Origin of the sequence: Microbacterium album, assembly GCF_014643695.1 — a bacterium.
GTDB lineage: Bacteria > Actinomycetota > Actinomycetes > Actinomycetales > Microbacteriaceae > Microbacterium > Microbacterium album.
The window spans coordinates 210,875-235,307 of the sequence record NZ_BMJY01000003.1 but is presented as its reverse complement, the minus strand read 5'-3'; the positions used below and the strand labels follow the sequence as shown (position 1 = coordinate 235,307).

Below are 24,433 nucleotides of genomic sequence, written 5' to 3'. Positions count from 1 at the left end.
GCGGAGGGGATGCGCGCGTTGCGATCATGACGGCGTGACGCATCCTCTCCACGAAACCGGTCGCGCGACGGCGACCCTCGTCGAGCGTGTGCGCGAACGGCTGCGGGCCGACCGCACGGACCCGTCGGGTTCGCCCGAGGCGGTCGCCCGCGTGGCGCGCTCCGAGCTGCGGCACCACAACGATCTCGCCCTGGCGCGGGGCCTGGCGCCCCTGGAGGACGAACCCGCGCGCGTGCGCGAGGTCGTGGCGGCCGTGACGGGCTACGGGCCGCTGCAGCCGTATCTGGACGATCCGACCGTCGAGGAGCTGTGGCTGAACGCCCCGGACCGGGTCTTCGTCGCGCGGGGCGGCGTGTCCGAGCGCGTGCCGGTCGCGCTCACGGACGCCGCTGTGCGCGATCTCGTCGAGCGCATGCTGCACTCCACGGGGCGCCGCGTCGACCTGAGCCAGCCGTTCGTGGATGCGTCGCTACCCGACGGCTCCCGTCTGCACGTCGTGATCGGCGGCATCGCCCGGAAGCACTGGGCCGTCAATATCCGGAAGTTCCTGCCCGGCTATCGCTCTCTCGACCGGCTTGTGCAGCTCGGCTCGCTCAGCCCGGAGGCGGCGGGGTTGTTGTCCGAGGCGATGCGGGACGGGCGCAGCGTGCTGGTGTCGGGGGCGACGCACGCGGGCAAGACGACGATGCTCGGCGCGCTCGTGGGGGCGTGCCCGCCCCAGCAGCGGATCATCACGGTGGAGGAGACCTTCGAGCTCGGTGTCGACGCCCCGGATCTCGTGGCGCTGCAGGGACGGCAGCCGAGTCTCGAGGGCACGGGCGAGATCACGTTGCGGCGCCTGGTGAAGGAGGCGTTGCGGATGCGTCCCGACCGTCTGGTCGTGGGCGAGGTGCGTGACGCCGAGGCGCTCGATCTCCTGCTGGCTCTCAACACCGGCGTGCCCGGCGCGGCGACGATCCACGCCAACTCCGCGGTGGATGCGCTGGGCAAGCTCGCCGCGCTCCCGCTGCTCGCCGGACGCAACATCGATCGCGGCTTCGTCCTCCACGCCGTGGCGTCGAGCGTGGATCTCGTCGTGCACTGCGAGCGCACCGGATCCGGCGAGCGCCGCGTGGCGGAGATCGTGCGGACCACGGGACGCATCCTGGGCGAGCTGCCGGAGACGGAGACGCTCTACCGAGCCCCGTACCGGGAGGCGAGCCGATGACCGTCCTGTGGGGAGCCGTGCTCGCGGCGGGGCTGCTGCTCACGCTCTCGCCGTGGCTGTGGCCGCGGCGTCCCCGTCCGCCTCGACGGAGCCCCGGTGCGAGCGCGCTCGGGCGGCTCCTGGCCTCGGCGGGTTTCGCGCACGTTCCCGAGCGGGTCCTGCTGCTGGGCTGCATCGCGGCAGGACTCGTCACGGCCGCGGTCGCCTGGCTGGCGACGGGCGTCCTGGCCCTCGCGGTGCTCGGGCTCGCGGTGGGGGGCTGGGCGCCGATCGCCTGGCTCCGCGCCCGTCGCTCGCGCCTGCTTCGGGCCCGACGCGCGCTGTGGCCGGATGTGTGCGACCTCCTGATCGCGTCCGTCCGCGCGGGGATGTCCCTCCCGGATGCCGTCGCCAGCCTGGCCGTGTCGGCACCGCCGAGCCTGCGGCCCGCGTTCGCAAGGTTCGAACGGGACATCGCGGCCTCGGGTCACTTCGACTCCAGCGCGGATCTACTCAAGGCCGCCCTCGCCGATCCGATGGCGGATCGCATCGTGGAGACGCTGCGCATGGCACGCCAGGTGGGCGGCACCGAGCTCGTGCCGGTCCTGCGGGCGCTGTCCGCGTCGGTGCGCGCCGATGCGGCGCTGCGCGGAGAGGTCGAGTCCCGGCAGTCGTGGACGAAGGGCGCCGCCGTCCTCGGGGTCGTGGCGCCGTGGGTCGTCCTGGCGCTGCTCGCGCTGCGACCCGAGGGCGCGGAGGCGTACTCGAGCCCCGAGGGCGTCGCGCTCGTGATCGGCGGCGCGGCGGTCTCGTTCGTGGCGTACCGCGTCATGATCCGCATCGGGCGGCTCCCCGAGCCGCGGAGGTGGTTCGCATGACGTGGATCACCGACGGCGCCGTCGCGATGCTGCTCGGGGGCGGGTTCGGCGCGGGCGTGTGCCTCCTGCTCGTGCTGGTGCCCCGCATCGGCGCTCCGTCGTTGTCCCGCCGCATCGCGCCGTACATCCGCGAGGTCACCGACCCGGCCGGCACGACCGCGTGGCCCCTGATCCCCGACGCGCCGCGAGCCGGAGCGACGAGCTGGTCGGTGCTGGCGGCACGGGCGGCGGGAGGAATTGTCCGAGCGATCGGATCCTCGGAGACGCTCGCCACGCGCCTGGCGCAGGCGGGCAGACCCGTGGATCCGGTCGCGTTCCGCGCCACACAGCTCGCCTGGGGCGTCGGCGGGGTGGCGGCGGGGGCGGTCCTCGTCGCCGCGCTCGCGATGGCGGGCGCTTTCGCGGGCCCGAGCCTCCTCTTGCCGCTGCTGTCCGGAGCGGCCGGGGTGCTCGCGTGCGACGCGATCCTGACCGCACGCGCCCGGGCCCGCGCCGCGCGGATCGCGGACGAGCTGCCCACGGTGCTGGAGTTCCTCGCCCTGTGCCTGGCCGCGGGGGAGGGGATCCTCGACAGCCTTCGCCGCGTGGGCGCGCTCGGGTCGGGCGAGCTCACCGCCGAGCTGCGCGCGGCGTTGCTCGACGTCGGCACGGGCTCGAGCCTGCCCGACGCCCTCACGGCGATGTCGCGGCGCCTGCGTGTCCCGGCCCTGTCTCGGGCCGTCGAGCACATCGTCGCCGCGCTGGATCGCGGCGCGCCGCTCGCCCAAGCGTTGCAGTCCCAGGCCGCCGACGCTCGCGAGGAGGCCAAACGCGCGCTCATCGAGACCGCCGGGCGCAAGGAGATCCTGATGCTCCTTCCGCTGGTGTTCGGCCTGCTCCCGCTCAGCGTCCTGTTCGCCGTCTTTCCCGGGGTGTTCATGCTCCGGCTCGGGGCGGGGTGAGCCCGGGCGACGGTACCCGGGACGAGAGAGCATCGCGCCGAAGCCCTGGTGAAGACGAGGACCTGGAAGACGAGGACCTGGAAGACGAGGACCTGGTGAAGACAAGCAGGAGGGGGAAGAAGATGGAACGTGAAGGCTCGCGGCTGCTGCGGCGCGTCCGCACGGCATGGGGCGACATCTGCGCCGACGAGCGCGGCGACGTCCCCGGCTGGGTGCTGATCACGCTCATGACGGCGGGGCTCGTCGTGCTGATCTGGGCGCTCGCCGGTCCCGCGCTGTCGGGACTGTTCGAGCAGGCGATCTCGCGCGTCACGGGACTATGAGAACCGGTCCCGCGAACGGGGGCGACTCGTGAGCATCCCGGGGCCGAGTTGCCGCGCAGCGCGCGAGGCCGAACGCGGGTCCGGGCCGGCGGAGTTCGTGCTCGTCGGGGGACTGCTCACGCTGCTCACCCTCGCGGTCCTCCAGCTGGGCCTGGCCGTGTACGTCCGCAACGTCGTGCACGACGCGGCCGTCGAGGGCGCGCATCATGCGGCTCTCGCGGACGCCGTCCCGGCGCAGGGGGTGGAGCGCGCTCGCCGGGTGATCGAGCTCGCCATCGGCTCCGAGTACGCGCGGGACGTCACGGCGACGCGCGAGCTCGCCGCGGGCGTCCCCTCGATCGCGGTGACGGTGCGCACGACGCTTCCCGTGATCGGGCTGCTCGGGGTGCCTGAGGCGTTGGAGGTGACCGCGCGTGCTCCCGTCGAAGCACTGCCGTGACGCGGTGCGAGCCCGCCTGCGCGCCAGTACGTCTCGCGTGCGGGCCCGACTCGCGCGCGCCCACGCGGACGAGACGGGCTCCGCGGCACTGGAGTTCCTCACGATCGGCCTGCTCACGCTCGTGCCGCTGGTGTACCTGGTGCTCGCTCTCGGCCAGATCCAGTCCCAGGCGCTCGGGGTGGAGTCGGCCGCGCGGTTCACCGCACGCGCCATCGCGGCCGGGAATGCCGCCGCGGGAGCTCCGGACGCCGTGCTGGCATCCGTCGTGCGCGAGTACGGCGTCCGCGAGGCTCGCGTGCGCGTGGAGTGCCTGCCGGCCGCCGGCGACTGTCCCGCTCCGGGAGGGACGGTCGTCGTGACCGTGTCGGCCGACGTGCCGCTCCCGCTCGTTCCGCCGGCCCTCGGGCTCGACCGGGTCGCGCGGGTCCCTGTCGAGGCGACGTCGATCCAGAAGGTCTCGCGCTTCTGGGAGGCGCCGTGAGCCGGGGTCGCGCGCCGCTGCTGGCCGAGGAGCGGGGGAGCATCCTCCCGCTCGCGCTCGGCTACGCCGTGCTCGCGATCGCGCTCATCCTCGTGTGCGCCAACGCGACCTCGCTGTACCTGGCGCAGAAGCGGCTGGACGCGCTCGCCGACGCCGCGGCCCTCGCCGCGGCGGACGGGTTCAGTCTCGTGCTGCAGGACGGCCGTCCGCGCGCCCTGCTCGACGAGCCCCGCATGCGCGAGCAGGCCCGGGCGATCGTCGAGACGGCGCCCGGCGGTGCATCCCTCGTGTCCGTCACGAGCGACGACGGGATCTCCGCGCGCGTGGAGCTGGCCACGGCATGGCGACCACCGATCCTCGCGCCGTTCGTGCCCGACGGCGTGCCGCTGCGCGCGATCGCCACCAGCCGCACGGCGCTGGACTGAACGTGCGACGCGACGCGTGGGTCAGCGATCGTCCCGGCGCGGGTTGGGCACGAAGCGCGGCACCCAGCGGATGAACGCGAGCGCGCCCAGCAGGCCGACGACGCCGATCGCGCCCGTCGCGACCGACAGCGACACGGCCGCGGTCAACCCCGAGACCACCAGCGGGCTCAGCGCGCCACCCGCATCCGTGAGCGTGCGCCAGGCTCCGAGGAACGGCGCGGGGCTGCCCTTCGGCGCGACGTCGGAGCCCAGGGTGAGGAGGATGCCGCTCGAGAGGCCGTTGCCCACGCCGATCACGACGGCGAACACGCCGAACCACATCGTGGCCGAGGACAGGTCGTGCGTGAAGGCCAGCGCGAGGAGTGCCCCGCCCATGAGGACGAGCGCGGGGACGGCGGCCCAGAGACGCCCGAACCGGTCCATCACCTGCCCGCTCGCGTAGAACAGGGCGAAGTCCAGCGCGCCCGAGACGCCGACGACGAGCGCGATCGTGGGCGAGTCGAGTCCGATCGACAGGCCCCACAGCGGCAGGACGGCGGGGCGGGCGGCGCGCACGGCCGACAGCGACGCCGCGGCGAGGCCGAGCCGGGAGAGCACGCGCCGGTGCTCCCAGATGGAGCGGAACACGCCCGTGGGCTGCGCCGTGGGGATCGACGCCGTCACGGCTTCGCCGGTGTCCTCGGCGTCCGCGGGATCCAGCTCGGCGGACCGCTGCTCGCGGGCGGTGCGCTCAGCGTGCGCGGCCTTCTCCTCGGGATCCGGACCGAACGTGACGAGGAGTCCCACGCCCACGAGACACGCGCCGAAGAACCAGATGCTCGCGCTCTCGTCGCCGAACAGGCCGAGCAGCGCGGCCGCGACGAAGGGACCCGTGAACATGCCGAGGCGGAAGGATCCACCCAGCAGCGACAGCGCGCGGGCGCGCAGGGGGAGCGGCACCCGCGTCGTCATGAAGGTGTGCCGCGCGAGGGCGAACGCCGCGGCGCAGAAGCCGATCAGCAGCACCGACGCCATCAGCACACCCAGGTGGCGCGACAGCAGCATGCCCGCGATACCCGCGAGCGACACGACGGCCGCGGCGGTCATGGTGTGGCGCTCGCCGATGCGCGAGACGAGCCAGCCCGCCGGCAGGTTGCCGCACAGCTGGCCCACGACGAGCATCGCGGTCACGAGGGCCGCGGTGGCCAGGTCCGCGCCGAACTCCCTCGCGATGATCGGCAGCAGGGGGAGGATCGCGCCCTGTCCGAGCGAGTACAGGGCGGTGGGGCCGTACACCATGGGCGCGTAGCGCCGGATCGCCTCCGCTGCGGCGCTGCGCGAGGGCTCTTCTGGCATTCCGGTCGTCACGCCTCCCCACGCTACTCCTGGCGCGCCGTGGGAGGGCGCCCGGCGCGATAGGCTGGGGCGTCATGCTTGAATTCGATCCTTCCGCCGAGATCCAGGCGCTGCGCACCACGTTCGCGAACATCCGAGAGGTTGTCGACGTCGACTCGCTGCGTGCGCAGATCGCGCGTCTCGAGGAGGAGGCCGCTGCGCCGGGCCTGTGGGACGACACGGCCAACGCGCAGAAGGTGACCAGCGCCCTCAGCCACAGCCAGTCCGCGCTCAGCCGCGTCGAGAGCGTTGAGCGCCGCCTCGACGACCTGGAGGTGCTCGTCGAGCTCGCGAACGAGATGGGTGACGAGGACTCGGTCGCCGAGGCCAAGCGTGAGATCACCGAGCTCGAGAAGATCATCGGCGACCTCGAGGTGCAGACGCTGCTGGACGGCGAGTACGACGAGCGCGCCGCGGTCGTCACGATCCGCTCCGGCGCCGGTGGCGACGACGCCACCGACTTCGCCGAGATGCTGCTGCGCATGTACCTGCGCTGGGCCGAGCGTCACAAGTACCCCGTGAAGGTCATGGACACCTCCTACGCCGAGGGTGCGGGCATCAAGTCGGCCACGTTCGAGGTCGACGCGCCGTACGCCTACGGCATCCTCTCGGTCGAGGCCGGCACGCACCGCCTCGCGCGCATCAGCCCCTTCGGCTCCGCCGACAAGCGTCAGACGAGCTTCGCCGCCGTCGAGGTCATCCCGGTCATGGAGGAGGCGCAGGAGGTCGAGATCCCCGAGACCGACATCCGCGTCGACGTCTTCCGGTCTTCCGGTCCCGGCGGCCAGTCGGTCAACACCACCGACTCCGCCGTGCGCATCACGCACATTCCGACGGGGATCGTCGTGTCGATGCAGAACGAGAAGTCGCAGATCCAGAACCGCGCCGCCGCGATGCGCGTGCTCCAGACGCGCCTGCTGCTGCTGCAGCGCGAGGAGGAGGCCGCCAAGAAGAAGGAGCTCGCGGGCACGATCACCGCGAGCTGGGGCGACCAGATGCGCTCCTACTTCCTCTACGGCCAGCAGCTGGTGAAGGACCTGCGCACCGGCTACGAGGTCGGCAATCCGGCCACGGTGTTCGATGGCGACCTCGACGGCCTGATCAACGCCGGCATCCGCTGGCGCAAGCGCAAGATCGAGGACTGACCCGCCGCGGCGGATCAGTCCTCGATCGTCACGAGCTCGGCAGCGCGCCGCGGAACACCAGGTCGTGGCTCTCGCTGTAGATGTCCAGCAGGAACGGCCCGTCCGCCGGGTCGACGTCGAACACCGCGAAGCCCTCGGCGACGTCGCCCTCGGCGAGATCGTCGGCCGAGAGCATGCCGTCGAAGTCGAGCTCGCTGTAGTACCACTCGCCCATGCCGTCCGTGAGCTCGAGGAGCTCGTACGCGTCGACGAAGGCGACCTCGCCGTCGACGACCTCCCACGTGACGTCGAGCACGAGGAACGCCTCCGACAGCGGCTCCAGCCCCGTGCCGGGTAGCGGCTCGGACGAGTACGCCATGTCGTTGATGGTCACGACCGAGGTGCCCTCGTCGGTCGTGACCTCGAAGGGCGTGCCCAGGGCGATGGTCTCGGTGGTCGAGTACGGCTCCCTCGGATCCGCGGGAGCGGCCGGGTCGGAGGGCAGGCCCGGGGAGAACGGCGAGCCGGCCCGCTCCGAGGCGGCGTTCGTGAACGATGCGAGCAGCACGGTGGACACCGTGGCCAACAGCCCGCCCGTCAGGAGCGCGAGCGCTCCCAGCACCAGCCCCGTCACGCTGAACCCCTTGCCGGGCTTGCGCTTGGCGAGCGCGTAGATGCTGAGCACGAGCGCGACGAGGGGAACCAGGAGCGCGCCGAAGCCCACGACCGGGATCCACGCCACGGTCATCGCCCCCAGCATGCCCACGATGCCGAGGACGAACGCCGTGATCGCGAGCCCCTTGCTCTCTCCGGGCGGCGGAGTCCCCGGCATGCCGTAGGAAGCCGCGTACGGCGGCGCGCCGGCACCGTGCTGCGGATAGCCGACGGGAGGGGCGTATCCGCCCGGCGGGGGGTACGCGCCGCCCGGCAGCTGGCCGTAGCCGTGCTGCGGGGGAGCGGGAGGGGCCGCGGCCGGCGAGGCCCCGTGACCGCCCGCGGCGTACGGCGGAAGCGCGGGCGAGGCCGTCGTCGGGGGATGCGCCGGACCGGCTGGCCCGCCGGGCGGCGGCGGTACAGGCGGCACGGGAGGCCGCGCGCCGGAGGGCGGCTGCGGGGCGGACGGGGGCTGCGCGTCCGGTGCGCGCGGGGGCTCGGACGGGTACGGGGGCTGATCTGACACGGCTGTCTCCGGAATCTGTCGGTCCTGGCATCATCCCGTGCGTCGGCGCGATGTCCAAAGGGGGACTTCTCACCGAGGCTGGCGTATCGGCGCGGGTCGCCCGCGGATCCGCCGGGTCGCCTCTAGGCTGGCGCCATGAGTTCTGGCGACGACGAGGCGCTGTCCTGGGACGGCGACGACGACCCGACGCTGGCCGCGCCGGGAAGCCGCGCGCGCCGCGGCCGAGACCGGGAGGACCGCCCGGGCGACACCGCGGAACCGGCCGACCCGCCTTCGCCCGACCAGCCGGTCGCGACGGATCCCGCCCCGTCGCATGAGCCGGCCCCATCGCGCGAGCCCGCACCGATGGGGAATGCCGCGCTGGTGTCCTTCGGCGTGATCGGCGGCGTGTACGCCCTCTACGTCGTCGGGTGGGTGCTCGGCGGGCTGCGCCTGCGGGATCGGATCGAGACGGCCACCGGTGCCGTCGCCGACATGATGTTCCAGGGCGCTCTCTGGCTCGCCGTGCTGGCCCCGGTCGTCTGGTTCGGCACCACGGTGTACCTCACGCGCGGCGGGCCGCTGTGGCGTCGCTTCGCGGGGCTCGTCGCCGGCATCGTGGTGCTCGTGCCGTGGCCGTTCGTCATGGTGGGGGTGATCGGGCGATGACGGGGCAGACCGGTGCGGCGGCGCGCAGCGCCGCTCCGACGTGGGCGGTGGCGGCCATCGCGGGGTTCTTCGGCCTCCTGTTCGCGTACGCCGTCTGGACCGCGATCAGCTACCTGATCGCGTCCCTGCAGGCGGCGGGCACGGCCGGCCTCTCGCTGACGGCCACGGGGTGGATCGTGTGGCTCCTCGCGATCGCGCTGCCGATCCTGCTCTTCGCCGTCGCGGTCGTCGTCGGGCGCGCGCGGGGGCTCGTGACGCTGACGCTGCTCCTGCTGACCGCGCTCGCCCTCGTCGCGGTCTACTGGCTCGACGTCGTGGCCTACACCAACACCGTGTCGATCCTCGGCTGACGGTCCCCTGGGTCGTTCGTGACCGGCGGTGCCGCCGTGCGCGCGGAAGGCCCGCGGCTCGCGCGATAGAGTGTCCTCGATCGCGCCTCACGCCGCCGCCCGCACGGGCGGCCCGGACGGCGTGCGGCGCATCGGCCGTCCCCGTCCGCGCATCTCTGCGCGCCCTGCACCGAAGGATCCACCCGTGCCGAAGCCCGTCGTGCTCATCGCCGAACAACTCTCGCCCGCCACCATCGAGGCGCTCGGGCCCGATTTCGACGTCCGCACGGTCGACGGGACCGACCGGGACGCGCTGTTCTCCGCCCTCGCCGACGCGAACGCCGTGCTGATCCGATCCGCCACGAAGATGGACGAGGAGGCGATCGCGCACGCGCCGCAGCTCAAGGTGATCGCGCGCGCGGGGGTCGGTCTCGACAACGTCGACATCAAGGCCGCGACGACGGCCGGCGTGATGGTTGTGAACGCCCCCACCTCGAACATCATCTCGGCCGCCGAGCTCACGTGCGGTCACATCCTCAGCCTCGCCCGTCGTATCCCGGCCGCGAAGGCCTCGATCGCCGCGGGGGAGTGGAAGCGCAGCGCCTTCACCGGCGTCGAGCTGTACGAGAAGACGCTCGGCGTGATCGGCCTCGGCCGCATCGGCGCCCTCGTCGCTGCGCGCATGCAGGCGTTCGGCATGCGCGTGCTCGCGTACGACCCCTATGTCACGCCCCAGCGCGCCCAGCAGCTCGGCGCCGAGCTCGGCACCCTGGACGAGGTGCTCGAGCAGTCCGACTTCGTCACGATCCACATGCCGAAGACGCCCGAGACGACGGGCATGATCTCGACCGAGCAGCTGCGTCGCATGAAGCGGACGGCGTACGTCGTCAACGTCGCGCGCGGTGGCCTGATCGACGAGGACGCGCTCGAGCAGGCGCTCAAGGGCGGCGAGATCGCCGGAGCGGGCCTCGACGTGTTCTCGAGCGAGCCGCCCGCCGACACCCGCCTGACCGCCCTGCCGAACGTCGTGGCGACGCCGCACCTGGGCGCCTCCACCGACGAGGCGCAGGAGAAGGCGGGCGTGTCGGTCGCGCGCTCCGTGAAGCTCGCGCTCGAGGGCGACCTCGTGCCCGACGCCGTCAACGTCGCGGGCGGCGTGATCGACCCCTTCGTGCGCCCCGGCATCGCGCTCGTCGAGAAGCTCGGCCAGGTGTTCAGCGGGCTGGCCAAGAGCGCCCTCACGAGCCTCGACATCGAGGTGCGCGGGGAGCTCGCGGCATACGACGTGAGCGTGTACCGCCTGGCGGCCCTCAAGGGCGTCCTCACCAACGTCATCAGCGAGAACGTCTCGTACGTGAACGCGCCGCTGTTCGCCGAGCAGCGCGGCATCGAGACGCGCCTGATCGTCGAGGCCGAGAGCCCCGAGTACCGCAACGTCACGATCCTGCGTGGCACGCTCGCGGACGGATCGGTGCTGAGCGTCGCCGGCACGCTGTCGGGCACCCGCATGGTGCAGAAGATCGTCGCGATCAACAACTACGAGATCGAGGTGCCGATCGAGAAGCACCACGTCGTGTTGGTCTACAAGGACGGCCCCGGGATCGTCGCCGTCTACGGCCAGAAGTTCGGTGCGGCCGGGATCAACATCGACGGCATGCAGGTCGCGCGCGAGCAGGCGGGGCTGGCCCTCAGCGTCGTCACGGTCGACCAGCGCGTGCCCGACGAGGTGCTGGCGGAGATCGGCCGCGACATCGAGGCGCCGCTCGTCACGCAGATCGAGATCACGGAGTAATGCGGGAGAGCGGGGCCGGACGCCGGCCCCGCTCGCTCGGCTCGGACCCCGCGCTCAGTCGTGCGCCGTGCGCTCGACGAGGGCGATGAGGGCGTCGAGGTCGGGTCCGGTCGGCACGTCTCCCGGCACCCCGCCCGTCAGTGCGGCGTTGAGGTAGAGACCGTCGCCGACCAGCATCACGAGCTCGAGCGTCGTGGCGTCGCGCGTCGCGGGACGCAGCATCTCGGCCCACCGTGCGCGCACGTCGCGGAGCGCGGCCGAGGCGGCCGCATGCCCGCCGTGCGCGAGCCGCGACACGGCCACGATCGCGCGATCGAGCGGCCCGCCGCTCTCGCCCGACGTGCGCAGGTAGTACGCGATCGGGCCCTCGGGGGCGGCGCGGCCGATCGCCGCGTCCGCCTCGGCGAGGGCGATCAGTCGTGCGATCAGACCCCGCTCGAGCTCGTCCTTCGAGCCGAAGTGGTACAGCAGGCCGCCCTTGGACACGCCCGCTGCGCCGGCGACGGCGTCGAGCGTGGCGGCGCGGTCACCCTCGTCGATCAGCAGCGCCTCGAACGCGTCGAGCACCTTCTCGCGAGCGTGGGGTGGACGACTCATGCCGTCCACCCTCTCATGTTCGCGCTCGATCCAGAATCCGTTACTATACCTACCGGACGGTACAGTAATCGGGGGATTCATGACGGACACGCGCGCGCTCGCGCCGACCACCACCAGGGCAGGCTGGCGCGCCTGGACGGCCCTGGTCGCGCTCATGCTGCCGGTGCTCCTCGTCTCGGTGGACAACACCGTGCTGACCTTCGCGCTGCCCGGCATCGCCGCCGACCTCGCGCCGACGAGCGCGCAGCAGCTGTGGATGATCGACGCGTACTCGCTCGTGCTCGCGGGGCTCCTGGTCACCGCGGGCTCGCTCGGGGACCGGTTCGGCCGCCGCAGGATGCTCCTGATCGGCGCGAGCGGGTTCGGGATCGTCTCGGTTCTCGCCGCCTTCGCTCCGACGGCCGAGCTGCTCATCGCCGCGCGCGCCGGACTCGGCGTGTTCGGGGCGATGCTGATGCCGTCCACGCTGTCGCTGCTGCGCACCATCTTCACCGACCGCGACCAGCGGCGGCTCGCGCTGGCGGTGTGGGCGTCGATGTTTTCGGCGGGCGCCGCGCTCGGCCCCATCCTCGGCGGCTTCATCCTGGAGCACTTCTGGTGGGGCGCGGTCTTCCTGTTGGCGATCCCGATGCTCGTTCCCATGCTCATCCTGGTGCCGCTGCTCGTGCCGGAGAGCCGAGATCCGCGCCCCGGACCCGTCGACCTGACGAGCGTCGCGCTGTCGATGGCGACGATGGTGCCGATCGTCTACGGGATCAAGGAGATCGCGGTGCACGGCCTGTCCGGCACGACCGCGGTGCTGTTCGCGGCCGGCGGCGGCTTCGGATGGCTCTTCGTGCGGCGTCAGCTGCGGCTGCCGGTGCCGATGCTCGACATGGCGCTGTTCCGGCGGCCGGGCTTCTCCGGCGCGGTCCTCGTGAACCTCCTCAGCGTGACCGCGCTCGTCGGCTTCCTGTACTTCGTGGCGCAGCACCTGCAGCTCGTGGTCGGGCTCGCTCCCATGATCGCGGGCGTGATGCTGCTACCCGGGATGGCGGCGATGATCGTCGGCGGGATCGGCGTCGTGCCGATCGCGCGCCGCTATTCGCCCCGCGCGGTGATCCCGGCGGCACTTGCCTTCTCGGTCGCGGGCTACGTCATGGTCGCGTGGAGCGGGGCGCACGAGCTGGGCGTCCTCATCGCGGCCTTCGCGGTGCTCGGCGTCGGAATCGGTGCGGCCGAGACCGTCGCGACCGAGCTCGTGCTGACCCGGGCGGAGCCCGAGAAGGCCGGCGCCGCCAGCGCGGTGTCCGAGACCGCGTACGAGGTCGGAGCCGTGCTCGGCACGTCGATCCTGGGCGGGATCCTCACCTGGTGGTACCGCGCCACGCTCGACGTGCCGGTCGGCGTGCCGGAGGAGCTCGCCTTCGCGTCGCGCGAGACGCTCGCCGGTGCGATGCACGCGGCCGAGACCGTCGGCGGGGTGGCGGGCGAGGCTCTGCGCCAGGCCGCCGCGGTGGCGTTCGACGGGGGCGTCGTCGTGACCTCCCTGATCGGTGCGGGTCTCGTCGTCGTCGCGGGCGTCATCGCGGCCACTACTCTGGGGAGACACCGGGAGGTCGATCGCCGCTGACGCCTTCCGCGCGCCGTCTCCGCTCTCCTGCGGATCCGGGCGCGAGCAACGCGAGAGAAGGAGAGTCATGGCGCGTGTCGTGAAGCTGGCGGTCATCCCGGGCGACGGGATCGGCCCGGAGGTGATCGCCGAGGCCGAGAAGGTGCTCGATGCCGCGACGGCGGGTTCGGACGTCGTCTTCGACAAGACCCGCTTCTCGCTCGGCGCCGCGCGCTACCTCGAGACGGGCGACACGCTCACGGACGAGGATCTCGATGCGATCAAGGCGCACGACGCGATCCTGCTCGGCGCCGTCGGCGGCGTCCCGGGCGATCCGCGCCTGCGCGACGCGAACATCGAGCGGGGCCTGCTGCTGCGGCTGCGCTTCGAGCTCGACCACTACGTGAACCTGCGGCCGTCGAAGCTGTACCGCGGGCAGCCGGGACCGCTGGCCGATCCGGGCGAGGTCGACTTCGTCGTCGTGCGCGAGGGTACCGAGGGTCCCTACGTGGGCAACGGCGGATCGATCCGCCGCGGCACGCCGCACGAGGTCGCGAACGAGACCAGCGTCAACACCGCGTACGGCGTCGAGCGCGTCGTCCGCTACGCCTTCGAGCTCGCGCAGCGGCGCCGCGGGCGGCTCACGCTCGTGCACAAGACGAACGTGCTCGTGAACGCCGGGTCGCTGTGGCAGCGCGTGGTCCACGAGGTGGGGATTGGATACCCCGAGGTCGCCGTAGACTACCTCCACGTCGATGCGGCCACCATCTTCCTGGTCACGAACCCCGGCCGCTTCGACGTGATCGTCACCGACAACCTCTTCGGCGACATCCTCACCGACCTGGCAGGTGCCGTCACCGGTGGCATCGGCCTCGCCGCCTCCGGCAACATCAATCCGGACGGCGCGTTCCCGTCGATGTTCGAGCCCGTCCACGGATCGGCACCCGACATCGCCGGCACCCAGAAGGCCGACCCCACCGCGGCCATCGGCTCCATCGCCCTGCTGCTCGACCACCTCGGGCTTCGTGAGGAGGCGGATCGCGTCACGCGCGCGATCGAAGAAGACATCGACGAGCGCCACGGCTCGTCCCATCCGGCACCCGCCCGCAGCACGACCGAGATCGGCGATGCGATCGCCGTCCGCCTGCAGGCGTAACCTGGGCCGCACGCACGTCAGACAGGACCCCGACATGACCGACACCATCACCCCGGCCGGCACCGCTCCCGCGCCGCTTCAGTTCGCCGTCACGAAGAACCTCGCCGCGAAGACGACGGCGCAGCGCGAGCAGATCCTGCAGGACCCCGGCTTCGGCACGCACTTCACCGACCACATGGTCGACGTGTGCTGGTCCGAGCGCGGCGGCTGGCACCGCCCGCGCGTGCAGCCCTACGGCCCGATCAGCCTCGATCCGGCCGCCGCCGTGCTGCACTACGCGCAGGAGATCTTCGAGGGCATCAAGGCGTATCGTCACGCCGACGGCGGCGTGTACACGTTCCGCCCCCAGGAGAACGCGCGGCGCCTGCAGCGCAGCGCGCGCCGCATGGCGCTGCCCGAACTGCCCGAGGAGTACTTCCTGCAGAGCCTGCGCGAGCTCATCGCCGTTGACGGCGCCTGGGTGCCCTCCGCGCCCGACCAGAGCCTGTACCTGCGCCCGTTCATGTTCGCCAAGGAGGCGTTCCTCGGCGTGCGGCCGGCCAAGAAGGTCGCGTACTACGTGATCGCGAGCCCCGCGGCGTCCTACTTCGCGGGCGGCGTGAAGCCCGTCAAGATCTGGCTCTCGCAGGACTACCAGCGCGCCGCAAAGGGCGGCACCGGCGCCGCGAAGACGGGCGGCAACTACGCCGCGAGCCTCCTGCCGCAGTCGGAGGCCTACGCGCAGGGCTGCGACCAGGTCGTGTTCCTCGACTCGGACGGCAACATCGAGGAACTCGGCGGGATGAACATCCTGTTCGTGAAGAAGGACGGCACGCTCGTGACGCCCTCCTCCGACAGCATCCTCGACGGCATCACGCGCAACTCGATCCTGGACCTGGCGCGCGACCGCGGCCTCACGGTCGAGACGCGTGCCGTGTCGCTCGCCGAGTGGCGCGACGGCGTCGCCTCCGGCGACATCACCGAGGTGTTCGCGTGCGGCACGGCCGCCGTCGTCACCCCGATCGGGGCGCTCAAGGGCGCCGGATTCGAGGACGAGCAGCCCACCGGCGAGCTCGCGCTCTCGCTGCGTGAAGAGCTCACGGACATCCAGTACGGCCGCCGTGAGGACACCCGCGGCTGGCTCTACCGCCTCGACGACTGAGCCACGTGCCGTCCCGCTCACCTCGGTTTCGACTCCGCCGCTACGCGGCTCCGCTTAACCCGTTTCGACTGCGCGCTTCGCGCTCCGCTCAACGAGCGGGGTGGGTCGGAAGACCGCTCGTTGAGCGAGCGCAGCGAGTCGAAACGGGTTGAGCGAGCGGAGCGAGTCGAAACCGAGCTCAACCCCCGTCACCCGGACGGACCCCGTGGGCGGGTGAGCGCGTTGCGGGCGGGGCGGTAGATGCCGCGTCGGTCGATCCAGGGTGGGGCTTTGACGACCGGGGTGCCGGCTCTCATGCGGATGTCCCATCCGGAGCGGTCGAGGTTGTGGTGGTGCCACCAGCAGAGCAGGACGCCATTGTCGGTGTGGGTGGGGCCGCCGTTCGCGTGTTCGTCGACGTGGTGGATCTCGCACCACGCCGCGGGGATCGTGCACCCCGGGATGATGCATCCGCCGTCTCGGGCGGTGATCGCCCGGCGCTGGTGGGCGTTGAACACCCGCTCCGGGGAGCCCAACTGGACGATGCGGCCGGTGTGGTCGTGGATGACCTTCTGCACGGCCCCCGTGCACGCGATCCGATGCGCGGTGGACACCGGAACGCGGGTGGCGTCGATCCGCGCCGCCCCCGTGGGGTTGTGGAGGTCGTCCTCGGCGACGGTGACCACAAGCGTCGGGGCTGCGCCACCCAATGTCGGGGTGTCGGTGGCTTTCGCGGCGGACTGGATGATCACCGCCAGCACGTCGTGCCGCTTCTGCGCGTTCGTCCGCGGGTCATCGACCACGTCTTCGGTTGACCAGGGGGTGTGCTCGTCCCGGTCTTCCGGGTCGGTGGGGGTGAAGCGGACGGCGGGGTTGAGATGCGCGTCCAACAGTCGCTGCAGCCCCGCGGCGACCTCCGGGAGCAGGGACCCGCGCAGCGGGACGACCCCGTCCCGGGGCGTGCCGAGGGTGAGGCCTCGGTTGCGGGCGGCGCGTTCGTCGTCGGGTGCGGGGCCGTCCTGGTCCAGGTACGCCGCCCACGTGCGCGCATGCACCTCGACCTCCGCGAACGTGGGCGGGATCATCCCGGCCTGTTCTTCGAGCGCACCGGTCGCGTAGGCGACGGTGGTGGCTTCGGCCGCGTCGAACTCGACCGGGTCGGCGCGGTCCTCCACCCGTGCGAGGGCGGTTGTGACCTCGTGTGCCGCGTCCACACCGAGCACGCCCTCGTGCAACGCGTGGGCGACGTGGCGGAACCTCGCCGGAAGCTCCTCACCGGTGAGAGACACACCCGGCCGGGTGCGCTTGTCCAACCGGATGCGGGCGTTGATCGTCTTCGCCGACACCCGGGTGGTGCGCTCCAACAGCTCCACCCCGTTCCGGCACCCGTACCGGGCCGACAGGCGGTCATCCGCATCCCGGGCGGAGCGGGTGTCGATCTCTCCGGCGATGCGGACCCGGGCGGCGTCGACGATACGACCGAGGGCTTCCACCGCGCCGGCCGCGGACACCAGATCAGCGTCCGACAGCGCGGCCGTGTTGTGGATCAGGGCACGCAGATCACCGGGTGAGGGGAACCCCTCACCCGGTGATCGTGTACCGGTGATCCATACCTCCACGGTAGGGGCGACCACCGACATTCCCCGTCGGAGAAACCGCCGATCCACGCCCCAAAACGAAACCCGTGGACGACCCGCTTCCGACGGTGGCTGTGGACGAGGAGTGGACGCCCCGACGTGCCGATCTCCTGATGCAGAGCCCCGGCGCCGCGCAACGTTCCGTTCACCTTCGCCCATGATGCTGTCCCGACATGGGGGGATCGGTCTTTCGCGCGGACATTCAGGGGCTGCGCGCCGTCGCGGTGCTTGCGGTCGTGGCGCAGCACGCCGGACTGGCGTGGGCGCCGGGCGGCTTCGTGGGCGTGGACGTGTTCTTCGTCGTCTCCGGCTTCCTCATCACGGGGATGCTCGTGCGCGAGCTCGAACAGACGGGCCGGATCGACCTGCCCGCGTTCACGGCGCGCCGCGCCCGGCGCATCCTGCCCGCGGCGCTGGTCGTGCTCGTGCCGAGCGCCGCCGTCGCGTATGCCGTCGTCTCGCCGCTGCTGCGCGACCGGACGGTGACGGACGCGATCGCCACGGCCCTGTTCGTGCCCAACTATGTCTTCGCGCTGCGGGACACCGACTACTTCGCCGACGCCACGCCGTCGGTGTTCCAGCACTACTGGTCGCTCGGCGTCGAGGAGCAGTGGTACCTGGTGTGCCCCGCGCTGCTGCTCGCCGCCTGGGTGCTCGGCCGTCGCCGCGGCCAGGCACGGCACGCGGTGGTGATCGCGCTCGTCGCCGTCACCGTGGTGTCGTTCGTCGCGTGCGTGCTCGTCACGTCCCAGTCCCAGCCGTGGGCGTTCTTCGCGCTCTGGACGCGGGCGTGGGAGTTCGGGATCGGGGCGCTCGTGGCGTTGCTGCCGGCGGCGTTGGTGCGTCGTGTGCCGCTCGCCGGCGCGGTGGCGCTCGGCTGGGCGGGGCTGGCGGGCATCCTCATCACGGTCGTCTTCGTGGGGGAGACCCACGCCTTCCCCGGAGCGATCGCGCTGCTGCCCGTTGCGTCGACCGCGGCGGTGATCCTGTGCGGGTCGCGTCTGGCCCTGGCCGAGCACCGGCCGCGGTTCGGCCCGGACCTGGTGCTGACGCCGCGTCCCATGCAGTTCGTCGGCGGCATCTCCTACTCGCTGTATCTGGTGCATTGGCCGCTCCTGCTGCTGATTCCCGCCCTCCTACCGGGGGAGTGGCGCGGTCCGTGGCTGTCGGCCGCGCTCGGGCTCGCCGGCATCCCGCTCGCGTGGCTGCTGTACCGGGGGATCGAGCAGCCGGTGCGCCGGGCACGGGCGCTGGTGGCCGGGGCTCCTCGCCGCACGCTGTGGGCGGCGCTCGCGGGCACGGTCGTGGTGGCGGCGCTCGGCGCGGCGACCCTGGCTTTCGCGCCGGCCCCCGCGCTGGCGACCTCGTCGACCGTGCCGCGCACGGCGCCGGCGGCTCCGCCCGATGCGACGCCGTTCGTCCCGGCGAACCTGACCCCGACCATCCCGGAGGCGCCCGAGGACGAGCCGGCCATGTATGCCGACGGGTGCAATCTCGGCTACGCGGACGCCGAGCCGACGCCGTGTTCGTACGGCGAACCGTCGGGACCGAGGGTGGTGCTGTGGGGGGACTCCCACGCCGCGCACTGGGCCCCGGCGCTGATCGACGTGGCCCAACGAGAGCGCCTGGATGCCGTCGTCCACACGAAGAGCCGCTGCTCCTCGGCGTTCCGGGTGCATGTGCTGGGCGACGGTCCCTTCGAGGCGTGCGACGAGTGGCGCGCCGCGGTGCTCGCCGAGCTGCGCGCGGATCCGCCCGACGTGCTGATCGTGACCGGTTACGCAGAGGAGGCCCCGCCCGAGGGGACCGACCCGGCGACCGCCTGGCGCGACGGCCTGCGCGAGATCGTGGACGCGCTGCCCGACAGCACGAGCGTGGTGCTGCTCGCCGACAGCCCGGACCTCAAGCGGCGACCGCTCGACTGCCTGCTCGAGCACCTCGAGGACGCCCTCGCGTGCGGCGCGCCCGCGGCCGAGGCCCTGGCGGGACCGACGCGCGAGGCGATGCGGGAGGTCGCTGCCACCACGCGCGCGCACCTGGTCGACCTCACGCCGTACTTCTGCGCCCCTCCGGAGGACGGCGGCCTGTGCCCGGCGATCTCCGGCGGCGTGCTGATGTACCGCGACTCCCACCACCTCACCGCCACGTTCTCGACCGCCCTCGGCCCCGCCCTGGGTGAGGCGATCGCGCGCGAGCTGGGTGGCTGGCCGGGTTTGTGAGGGGGACGGGCCAGGGCGGATGCCGCGAGGCGGTGGGACGCCCTAGGCTGGGCCGGTGAAGATCGCCCGGTTCAGCCACAACGACACCATCCGCTTCGGCATCCTCGACGGCACCGCCCTCGTCGTGCTGGCCGGGGATCCGCTGTTCGCCGGCTTCGAGACCACGGGCGAGCGCGTGCCGCTCGGCGACGCGGCGCTGCTCGCGCCGGTCATCCCGCGTTCGAAGGTCGTGTGCGTCGGTAAGAACTACAGCGCGCACGCGGCGGAGATGGACAGCGAGGTGCCGAAGGAACCGCTGCTGTTCTTCAAGCCGAACACCGCTGTCATCGGCCCGGGCGACGCGATCGTGCGCCCGCCGCAGTCGCAGGATACCCACTGGGAGGGCGAGCTGGCCGTGGTGATCGGCCGGATCGCGAAGAACGTCAAGGCCGAGAACGCCCTCGACTACGTCTTCGGGTACACGGTCGCGAACGACGTCACGGCGCGCGACCTGCAGCGCAGCGACGGCCAGTGGTCCCGCGCGAAGGGCTTCGACACTTTCTGCCCGCTGGGTCCCGCGATCGAGACCGACTTCGACTACGCCCAGGGTGAGGTCATCACGCGCCTCAACGGCGAGGTCAAGCAGCAGGCTCCGTTCACCGACATGATCTTCGACGTGCCGACCATCATCGAGTACGTCACGGCGGCGTTCACGCTGCTGCCGGGCGACGTGCTGCTGACCGGCACCCCCGCCGGTGTGGGCGCGTTCCAGGCGGGCGACACGATCGAAGTGGAGATCCCGGGGCTCGGCGTGCTGCGCAACAGCGCTCGCGACGCGCTGGTCTCCTGACGTGAGCGTCCCGGCAGACCTCGCGCCGGACACCATCGCGCGGATCCAGACGCGCACGGTCCGCGTGCTCGCGGCGGGACAGGTGCTCGGCGGGGTCGCGTTCGGGGCCACGGTGTCGCTGGGGGCGCTGCTCGCCGCCGATCTGTCGGGACAGGCGTCGCTGTCCGGACTGGCCACGGCGGCCGGGACGCTCGGCGCGGCGCTGTGCGCCATCCCGCTCGCCCAGCTGGCCGGGGTGCGCGGCCGGCGCTTCGCGCTGTCGGTCGGCAACGCGCTCGCCCTGGTCGGCATCATCGTCGTCGTGCTCGCCGCGGCCGTGCGTGAGTTCCCGCTGCTGCTGGTCGGGATCCTCCTCATCGGCGCAGGCAACGCCGTGAACCTGCAGTCCCGCTTCGCCGCCACCGATCTCGCACCGCGCGAGCGGCGTGGCCGGGCGCTGGGGACCGTGGTGTGGGCCACGACCGTCGGCGGCGTGCTGGGACCGCTCATGCTCACGCCGGGGGAGCTGCTGGGTGGGCTCGTGGGCATGCCGCCGCTGACGGGCGCATACCTGTTCGCCGTGGTGGCGCAGAGCGCGATGTTCGTGCTGTTCCTGGTGGCGTTGCGCCCGGATCCGCTGCTGCTCGCGCAGCGGATCGCTCGTGCTCCCGTCGCGTCCGATGCCCCGGCACCCGAGGCGGATCGCCCGATCGCCGCGCGCTATGCCGTGTTCGCGATCGCGAGCTCGCACATCGTGATGGCGTCGGTGATGGCGATGACGCCCGTGCACCTGGCCCATCTCGCCCACGGCGGGCACGGGGCCGGGCACCAGGGCGACACCACGGAGGTCACCCTGCTGGTCGGCGTCACGCTCGCACTGCACGTGCTCGGGATGTACGGCGCCTCGCCCCTGTTCGGCGTGCTGGCCGATCGGATCGGGCGCGTGGCGACGGTGCTCGGCGGACAGGCGATCCTGGCGGCCTCGCTCGTGACCGCCGCGCTGTGGCCGGGAGAGCCGGCCGCCGTCATGGTCGCGCTGTTCCTGCTGGGCCTCGGGTGGAGCGCGTCGACCGTGGCCGGATCCGCGCTGCTCACCGAGAGCACGCCGATCGGCCAGCGCCCGCGCCGGCAGGGGTTCAGCGACACCGCCATGATGGCGGCCGCGGCCGTCGGCGCCGTGCTGGCGGGCGTGGTGCTCGGCGAGTGGGGCTACGGCCCGCTGGCGCTGCTCGCCCTCGTCTTCGTGGCCGCGGCGACCGTGCTGTCGCCGCTCGGCCGCCGCTGACGCGCGCGACCGGGCATCCGGTCGCCGGATCGCGCGATGCGGACGACCTAGGATTGATCCGATGTCTTCTGCACCCGATCCCCGCACCACGACCGCCACCGGCGCGGACGTGCGCGTGCGCTTCTGCCCGTCGCCCACCGGCCTGCCCCACGTGGGGCTCATCCGCACGGCCCTGTTCAACTGGGGCTACGCGCGCCACCACGGCGGCAAGCTGGTGTTCCGCATCGAGGACACCGACGCCGCGCGCGACAGCGAGGAGAGCTACCAGCAGCTGCTCGAGGCGCTGCGGTGGCTCCACATCGACTGGGACGAGGGCGTGGAGGTCGGCGGCCCGCACACGCCGTACCGGCAGTCCCAGCGTCACGACCTGTACCGCGAGGTGCTCGAGAAGCTGGTCGCCGCGGGCGCCGTCTACGAGAGCTACTCGACCGCCGAGGAGATCGACGCCCGCAACGAGGCGAACGGGCGCGCCAAGCAGCTCGGCTACGACAACTACGACCGCGATCTCACCGAGGAGCAGAAGGCCGCGTTCCGCGCGGAGGGCCGCCAGCCGGCCATGCGCCTGCGAGTGCCGGACGAGGACATCACGTACGTGGACCTGGTGCGCGGCGAGGTGACCTTCCCGGCCGGCTCGTTCCCGGACTTCGTGATCGTCCGTCCCAACGGCATCCCGCTGTATACGTTCGTGAACCCGGTCGACGACGCTCTGATGGGCATCACGCACGTCCTGCGCGGCGAGGACCTCATGCCGTCGACGGCGCGCCAGATCGTGCTGTACCGCGCGCTCATTGACGCCGGCGTCACGAGCTTCATCCCGCGCTTCGGCCACCTGCCCCTCGTGCTGGGCGATGGCAACAAGAAGCTGTCGAAGCGCGACCCGCGCGCCGACCTGTTCCTGCAGCGGGAGAAGGGCTTCACGCACGAGGGCCTGCTGAACTACCTCGCGCTGCTCGGCTGGTCGATCGGGCCCGACCGCGACGTGTTCTCGCTGGACGAGTTCATCGCCGCGTTCGACGTGGCGGACGTCAACCCGAACCCCGCCCGCTTCGACCAGAAGAAGGCCGAGGCGATCAACGGCGACCACATCCGCATGCTCGCGCCCGAGGACTTCGCCGCGCGGCTCGTGCCGTACCTCGCGAAGGCCGGCGTGGTGGGGGAGGAGCCTACGGCCGAGCAGCGCGCGCTGATCTCCGCCGCCGCCCCGCTCGTGCAGGAGCGCCTGCAGCTGCTGGGCGACGCCCCCGGGATGCTCGGCTTCCTCTTCGTGGACGAGGTCGCGTACGACGACGACGCGCTGGCGGGCCTGCCCGACAACGCCGCCGAGGTGCTCAACGCCTGCCTGGCCGCGCTGCAGTTCGTGCCCGCGGGGGAGTTCACCGCAGCGGCGATCCAGGACGCCCTCTCGACCGCGCTGATCGACGGGATGGGCCTCAAGCCGCGCATCGCCTACGGCCCGCCGCGCGTCGCCGTCTCGGGCCGCCGCGTCTCGCCGCCGCTGTTCGAGTCGATGGAGCTGCTGGGCAAGGACGTCTCGATCCGCCGGCTCGGCGCGCTCATCCAGAGGCTCGCGAGCTAGGTCGTCCCCGGCGACACGCCCCGCCCGCGCCCGCGGTTTGGCGGCGCCCGTCGGGTCGGGTAAGCTGGATCCTCGGCACGGCTTCGGCCGGAACGCCCTTGGGGTATGGTGTAATTGGCAACACGGCTGATTCTGGTTCAGTTGTTCTTGGTTCGAGTCCAGGTACCCCAGCCACAAGACCCCTGATTTCCCGCGGGAAACCAGGGGTCATCGTGTTCCGGGCTGCAGTCAGGCGCCCAGAAGTGCCGCGTCCGGCAGGTTCGCAGTCGTCACGGGCCGGCTCACGCTTGCTGGTCGTGCGCGAGGAGCGCGCGGGCGGTGTCGAGAATGGTGGTCCGGACGTCGCGGCTCGTCCAGCCGAGCTGACGACGGGCCTTGCTGCTGTCGACGGTGCGGACGATGCCGAGCTCGTCGACGATCATCGCGAGGTGAGGGTCGCGTCGAGCCGCCAGTCGCACCAGGAAGTCGGGCAGCTGTCGTGTGGGAATCTTCTTCGCCTCGGGGAGGCCCTCGCGAAGGATGCGCGCAACGTCGCGGTACCAGAGGAATGTGCCCGAGCCGTTGTAGCGTTCACCGATCGCTGCGGGCTGTCCGAGGGCGAGAACGTGCAGTCTGGCCTCGTCGCGTACGTCGACGATGTTCCAGCCGAGACGGGGCAGCGCTGGCATCGCCCGGTTCAGCAGGCGGCGGATCACATCGATCGTGCCGGCTCGGCCGGGCGCGCCGACCGGTGGTCCCTGCATGAACGACGGCAGCACCGCGGTCAGATCGAGACCGAGTTCGTCGGCAAGCTCCCACGCGAGCCGCTCCGCGTAGATCTTGGAGTCCGGATACACGTGGAGCGGCTCGCCGGACGGCTCCGACCACATGTGCTCGGTGGTCGTGCTCGAAGGGTCGCCCGATCGGGCGGCAGTCCCCGAAGAGGTGAACACGACCCGGCGCACGCCGACGCGTGCTGCCGTGGTGAGTATCCGTCGGGTGCCCTCGCGAGCAGAGGTGATCAGGTCTGCATCGTGGTCGAACGGCATCGGCGAGGCGGTGTGCAGCACCGCCTCGACGCCGTCGAGCGCCGACTCCCAGCCCTCGTCGTCGAGCAGGTCGGCTTGGACGAACTGAAGCGAGTGCGTTCCCCTGGATCGCTCCAGGATCGCCTGGCGTGCCGGCTCCGCGCGGCGGGTGTCGCGCACCGAGGCACGCACCCGATAGCCGCTGTTCAGCAGCTCCACGATCAGCCACCCGGCGAGATACCCGGTGCCACCTGTGACGAGCACTGTTCCCCGCGATGCGGTCTCACTCATATCCCTCACCCACTCGTTGATGTAAC

23 protein-coding genes and 1 tRNA gene are annotated in these 24,433 nt (G+C 72.2%); 19 read left to right on the top strand and 5 right to left on the bottom strand.

The genetic code is table 11. From position 1 onward, the window contains the following. Positions 1 to 34 precede the first annotated feature (34 nt). From IEX37_RS05920 to IEX37_RS05890, 7 genes are all read left to right on the top strand, one after another. Complete coding sequence (locus IEX37_RS05920; protein ID WP_229663101.1) at positions 35 to 1,207, top strand: TadA family conjugal transfer-associated ATPase; 1,173 nt, start codon at positions 35 to 37, stop codon at positions 1,205 to 1,207. Beyond that, positions 1,204 to 2,064: a type II secretion system F family protein gene (locus IEX37_RS05915; protein WP_188755315.1), complete on the top strand. Its 861-nt coding sequence runs from the start codon at positions 1,204 to 1,206 to the stop codon at positions 2,062 to 2,064. Before IEX37_RS05920 ends, IEX37_RS05915 begins: the two co-directional genes overlap by 4 nt. Further along, positions 2,061 to 3,005 (top strand): type II secretion system F family protein, encoded by a 945-nt coding sequence (locus IEX37_RS05910; RefSeq protein WP_188755314.1) that lies wholly within the window; start codon positions 2,061 to 2,063, stop codon positions 3,003 to 3,005. Before IEX37_RS05915 ends, IEX37_RS05910 begins: the two co-directional genes overlap by 4 nt. A 122-nt stretch (positions 3,006 to 3,127) precedes the next feature. Then, a complete protein-coding gene (locus IEX37_RS05905; protein WP_188755313.1) occupies positions 3,128 to 3,328 on the top strand; it encodes a hypothetical protein in 201 nt (66 codons plus the stop codon). A 34-nt stretch (positions 3,329 to 3,362) separates the two neighbouring features. Further along, a complete protein-coding gene (locus IEX37_RS05900; RefSeq protein WP_188755434.1) occupies positions 3,363 to 3,767 on the top strand; it encodes a TadE/TadG family type IV pilus assembly protein in 405 nt (134 codons plus the stop codon). 37 nt (positions 3,768 to 3,804) lie between these two features. Then, positions 3,805 to 4,248: a TadE family protein gene (locus IEX37_RS05895; protein WP_188755312.1), complete on the top strand. Its 444-nt coding sequence runs from the start codon at positions 3,805 to 3,807 to the stop codon at positions 4,246 to 4,248. Then, positions 4,245 to 4,673: a pilus assembly protein TadG-related protein gene (locus IEX37_RS05890; RefSeq protein ID WP_229663100.1), complete on the top strand. Its 429-nt coding sequence runs from the start codon at positions 4,245 to 4,247 to the stop codon at positions 4,671 to 4,673. Before IEX37_RS05895 ends, IEX37_RS05890 begins: the two co-directional genes overlap by 4 nt. 21 nt (positions 4,674 to 4,694) lie before the next feature. Here the strand turns inward: IEX37_RS05890 and IEX37_RS05885 are convergent, their stop codons facing one another. After that, a complete protein-coding gene (locus IEX37_RS05885; protein WP_229663099.1) occupies positions 4,695 to 6,008 on the bottom strand; it encodes an MFS transporter in 1,314 nt (437 codons plus the stop codon). 74 nt (positions 6,009 to 6,082) lie between these two features. Here IEX37_RS05885 and prfB point away from each other — a divergent pair, with 74 nt between their 5' ends. Beyond that, entirely contained in the window at positions 6,083 to 7,192 is a 1,110-nt protein-coding gene (prfB, locus tag IEX37_RS05880; protein ID WP_188755311.1) for a peptide chain release factor 2, read from the top strand. A 28-nt stretch (positions 7,193 to 7,220) separates the two neighbouring features. Here prfB and IEX37_RS05875 read toward each other — a convergent pair whose 3' ends face one another. Next, positions 7,221 to 8,351 (bottom strand): hypothetical protein, encoded by a 1,131-nt coding sequence (locus IEX37_RS05875; RefSeq protein WP_188755310.1) that lies wholly within the window; start codon positions 8,349 to 8,351, stop codon positions 7,221 to 7,223. Positions 8,352 to 8,486: 135 nt separating this feature from the next. Here IEX37_RS05875 and IEX37_RS05870 point away from each other — a divergent pair, with 135 nt between their 5' ends. The 3 genes from IEX37_RS05870 to serA all read left to right on the top strand — a co-directional run bounded on the left by IEX37_RS05870 (position 8,487) and on the right by serA (position 11,120). Continuing rightward, positions 8,487 to 8,999: a DNA polymerase III subunit gamma/tau gene (locus tag IEX37_RS05870; RefSeq protein ID WP_188755309.1), complete on the top strand. Its 513-nt coding sequence runs from the start codon at positions 8,487 to 8,489 to the stop codon at positions 8,997 to 8,999. Further along, positions 8,996 to 9,349, top strand: a complete 354-nt coding sequence (locus tag IEX37_RS05865; RefSeq protein WP_188755308.1) for a hypothetical protein — start codon at positions 8,996 to 8,998, stop codon at positions 9,347 to 9,349. The genes IEX37_RS05870 and IEX37_RS05865 overlap by 4 nt, the downstream gene beginning before the upstream one ends. Positions 9,350 to 9,533: 184 nt before the next feature. Then, positions 9,534 to 11,120, top strand: a complete 1,587-nt coding sequence (serA, locus tag IEX37_RS05860; RefSeq protein ID WP_188755307.1) for a phosphoglycerate dehydrogenase — start codon at positions 9,534 to 9,536, stop codon at positions 11,118 to 11,120. A 54-nt stretch (positions 11,121 to 11,174) separates the two neighbouring features. On the opposite strand, the gene IEX37_RS05855 is transcribed toward serA, so the two are convergent. Then, positions 11,175 to 11,717 (bottom strand): TetR/AcrR family transcriptional regulator, encoded by a 543-nt coding sequence (locus IEX37_RS05855; protein ID WP_188755306.1) that lies wholly within the window; start codon positions 11,715 to 11,717, stop codon positions 11,175 to 11,177. 79 nt (positions 11,718 to 11,796) lie between these two features. Here IEX37_RS05855 and IEX37_RS05850 point away from each other — a divergent pair, with 79 nt between their 5' ends. The 3 genes from IEX37_RS05850 to IEX37_RS05840 all read left to right on the top strand — a co-directional run bounded on the left by IEX37_RS05850 (position 11,797) and on the right by IEX37_RS05840 (position 15,605). Continuing rightward, a complete protein-coding gene (locus tag IEX37_RS05850; protein ID WP_188755305.1) occupies positions 11,797 to 13,329 on the top strand; it encodes an MFS transporter in 1,533 nt (510 codons plus the stop codon). A gap of 67 nt (positions 13,330 to 13,396) precedes the next feature. Then, on the top strand, positions 13,397 to 14,464 hold the full coding sequence (locus tag IEX37_RS05845) for a 3-isopropylmalate dehydrogenase (RefSeq protein WP_188755304.1): 1,068 nt from the start codon (positions 13,397 to 13,399) through the stop codon (positions 14,462 to 14,464). 34 nt (positions 14,465 to 14,498) lie between these two features. Continuing rightward, positions 14,499 to 15,605 (top strand): branched-chain amino acid aminotransferase, encoded by a 1,107-nt coding sequence (locus IEX37_RS05840; protein WP_188755303.1) that lies wholly within the window; start codon positions 14,499 to 14,501, stop codon positions 15,603 to 15,605. Between the two features lie 188 nt (positions 15,606 to 15,793). Here IEX37_RS05840 and IEX37_RS05835 read toward each other — a convergent pair whose 3' ends face one another. Then, a complete protein-coding gene (locus tag IEX37_RS05835) occupies positions 15,794 to 17,218 on the bottom strand; it encodes an HNH endonuclease signature motif containing protein (protein WP_188755302.1) in 1,425 nt (474 codons plus the stop codon). 176 nt (positions 17,219 to 17,394) lie between these two features. On the opposite strand from IEX37_RS05835, the gene IEX37_RS05830 reads away from it, so the two are divergent. The 5 genes from IEX37_RS05830 (at position 17,395) to IEX37_RS05810 (ending at position 23,283) form a co-directional block, all read left to right on the top strand. After that, positions 17,395 to 19,440 carry an acyltransferase family protein gene (locus IEX37_RS05830; protein WP_188755301.1) on the top strand — a complete coding sequence of 682 codons (2,046 nt, stop codon included), beginning with the start codon at positions 17,395 to 17,397 and terminating at the stop codon, positions 19,438 to 19,440. A gap of 55 nt (positions 19,441 to 19,495) precedes the next feature. Further along, positions 19,496 to 20,269, top strand: a complete 774-nt coding sequence (locus IEX37_RS05825; RefSeq protein WP_188755300.1) for a fumarylacetoacetate hydrolase family protein — start codon at positions 19,496 to 19,498, stop codon at positions 20,267 to 20,269. 1 nt (position 20,270) lies between these two features. Further along, positions 20,271 to 21,533 carry an MFS transporter gene (locus IEX37_RS05820; RefSeq protein ID WP_188755299.1) on the top strand — a complete coding sequence of 421 codons (1,263 nt, stop codon included), beginning with the start codon at positions 20,271 to 20,273 and terminating at the stop codon, positions 21,531 to 21,533. Between the two features lie 61 nt (positions 21,534 to 21,594). Then, positions 21,595 to 23,109: a glutamate--tRNA ligase gene (gene gltX / locus IEX37_RS05815; RefSeq protein ID WP_188755298.1), complete on the top strand. Its 1,515-nt coding sequence runs from the start codon at positions 21,595 to 21,597 to the stop codon at positions 23,107 to 23,109. 99 nt (positions 23,110 to 23,208) lie between these two features. Continuing rightward, a tRNA-Gln gene (locus IEX37_RS05810) sits at positions 23,209 to 23,283 on the top strand. A gap of 107 nt (positions 23,284 to 23,390) precedes the next feature. Here IEX37_RS05810 and IEX37_RS05805 read toward each other — a convergent pair. Then, positions 23,391 to 24,407: an NAD-dependent epimerase/dehydratase family protein gene (locus IEX37_RS05805; RefSeq protein WP_188755297.1), complete on the bottom strand. Its 1,017-nt coding sequence runs from the start codon at positions 24,405 to 24,407 to the stop codon at positions 23,391 to 23,393. Positions 24,408 to 24,433: the final 26 nt, after the last annotated feature.

Bases quoted from the DNA above. Each gene is read 5' to 3' on its own strand.
- IEX37_RS05915 (WP_188755315.1), top strand. From the start codon at position 1,204: ATGACCGTCCTGTGGGGAGCCGTGCTCGCGGCGGGGCTGCTGCTCACG.
- IEX37_RS05910 (WP_188755314.1), top strand. From the start codon at position 2,061: ATGACGTGGATCACCGACGGCGCCGTCGCGATGCTGCTCGGGGGCGGG.
- IEX37_RS05905 (WP_188755313.1), top strand. From the start codon at position 3,128: ATGGAACGTGAAGGCTCGCGGCTGCTGCGGCGCGTCCGCACGGCATGG.
- IEX37_RS05885 (WP_229663099.1), bottom strand. From the start codon at position 6,008: ATGCCAGAAGAGCCCTCGCGCAGCGCCGCAGCGGAGGCGATCCGGCGC.
- prfB (WP_188755311.1), top strand. From the start codon at position 6,083: ATGCTTGAATTCGATCCTTCCGCCGAGATCCAGGCGCTGCGCACCACG.
- IEX37_RS05870 (WP_188755309.1), top strand. From the start codon at position 8,487: ATGAGTTCTGGCGACGACGAGGCGCTGTCCTGGGACGGCGACGACGAC.
- IEX37_RS05865 (WP_188755308.1), top strand. From the start codon at position 8,996: ATGACGGGGCAGACCGGTGCGGCGGCGCGCAGCGCCGCTCCGACGTGG.
- IEX37_RS05855 (WP_188755306.1), bottom strand. From the start codon at position 11,717: ATGAGTCGTCCACCCCACGCTCGCGAGAAGGTGCTCGACGCGTTCGAG.
- IEX37_RS05850 (WP_188755305.1), top strand. From the start codon at position 11,797: ATGACGGACACGCGCGCGCTCGCGCCGACCACCACCAGGGCAGGCTGG.
- IEX37_RS05845 (WP_188755304.1), top strand. From the start codon at position 13,397: ATGGCGCGTGTCGTGAAGCTGGCGGTCATCCCGGGCGACGGGATCGGC.
- IEX37_RS05840 (WP_188755303.1), top strand. From the start codon at position 14,499: ATGACCGACACCATCACCCCGGCCGGCACCGCTCCCGCGCCGCTTCAG.
- IEX37_RS05830 (WP_188755301.1), top strand. From the start codon at position 17,395: ATGGGGGGATCGGTCTTTCGCGCGGACATTCAGGGGCTGCGCGCCGTC.
- gltX (WP_188755298.1), top strand. From the start codon at position 21,595: ATGTCTTCTGCACCCGATCCCCGCACCACGACCGCCACCGGCGCGGAC.
- IEX37_RS05805 (WP_188755297.1), bottom strand. From the start codon at position 24,407: ATGAGTGAGACCGCATCGCGGGGAACAGTGCTCGTCACAGGTGGCACC.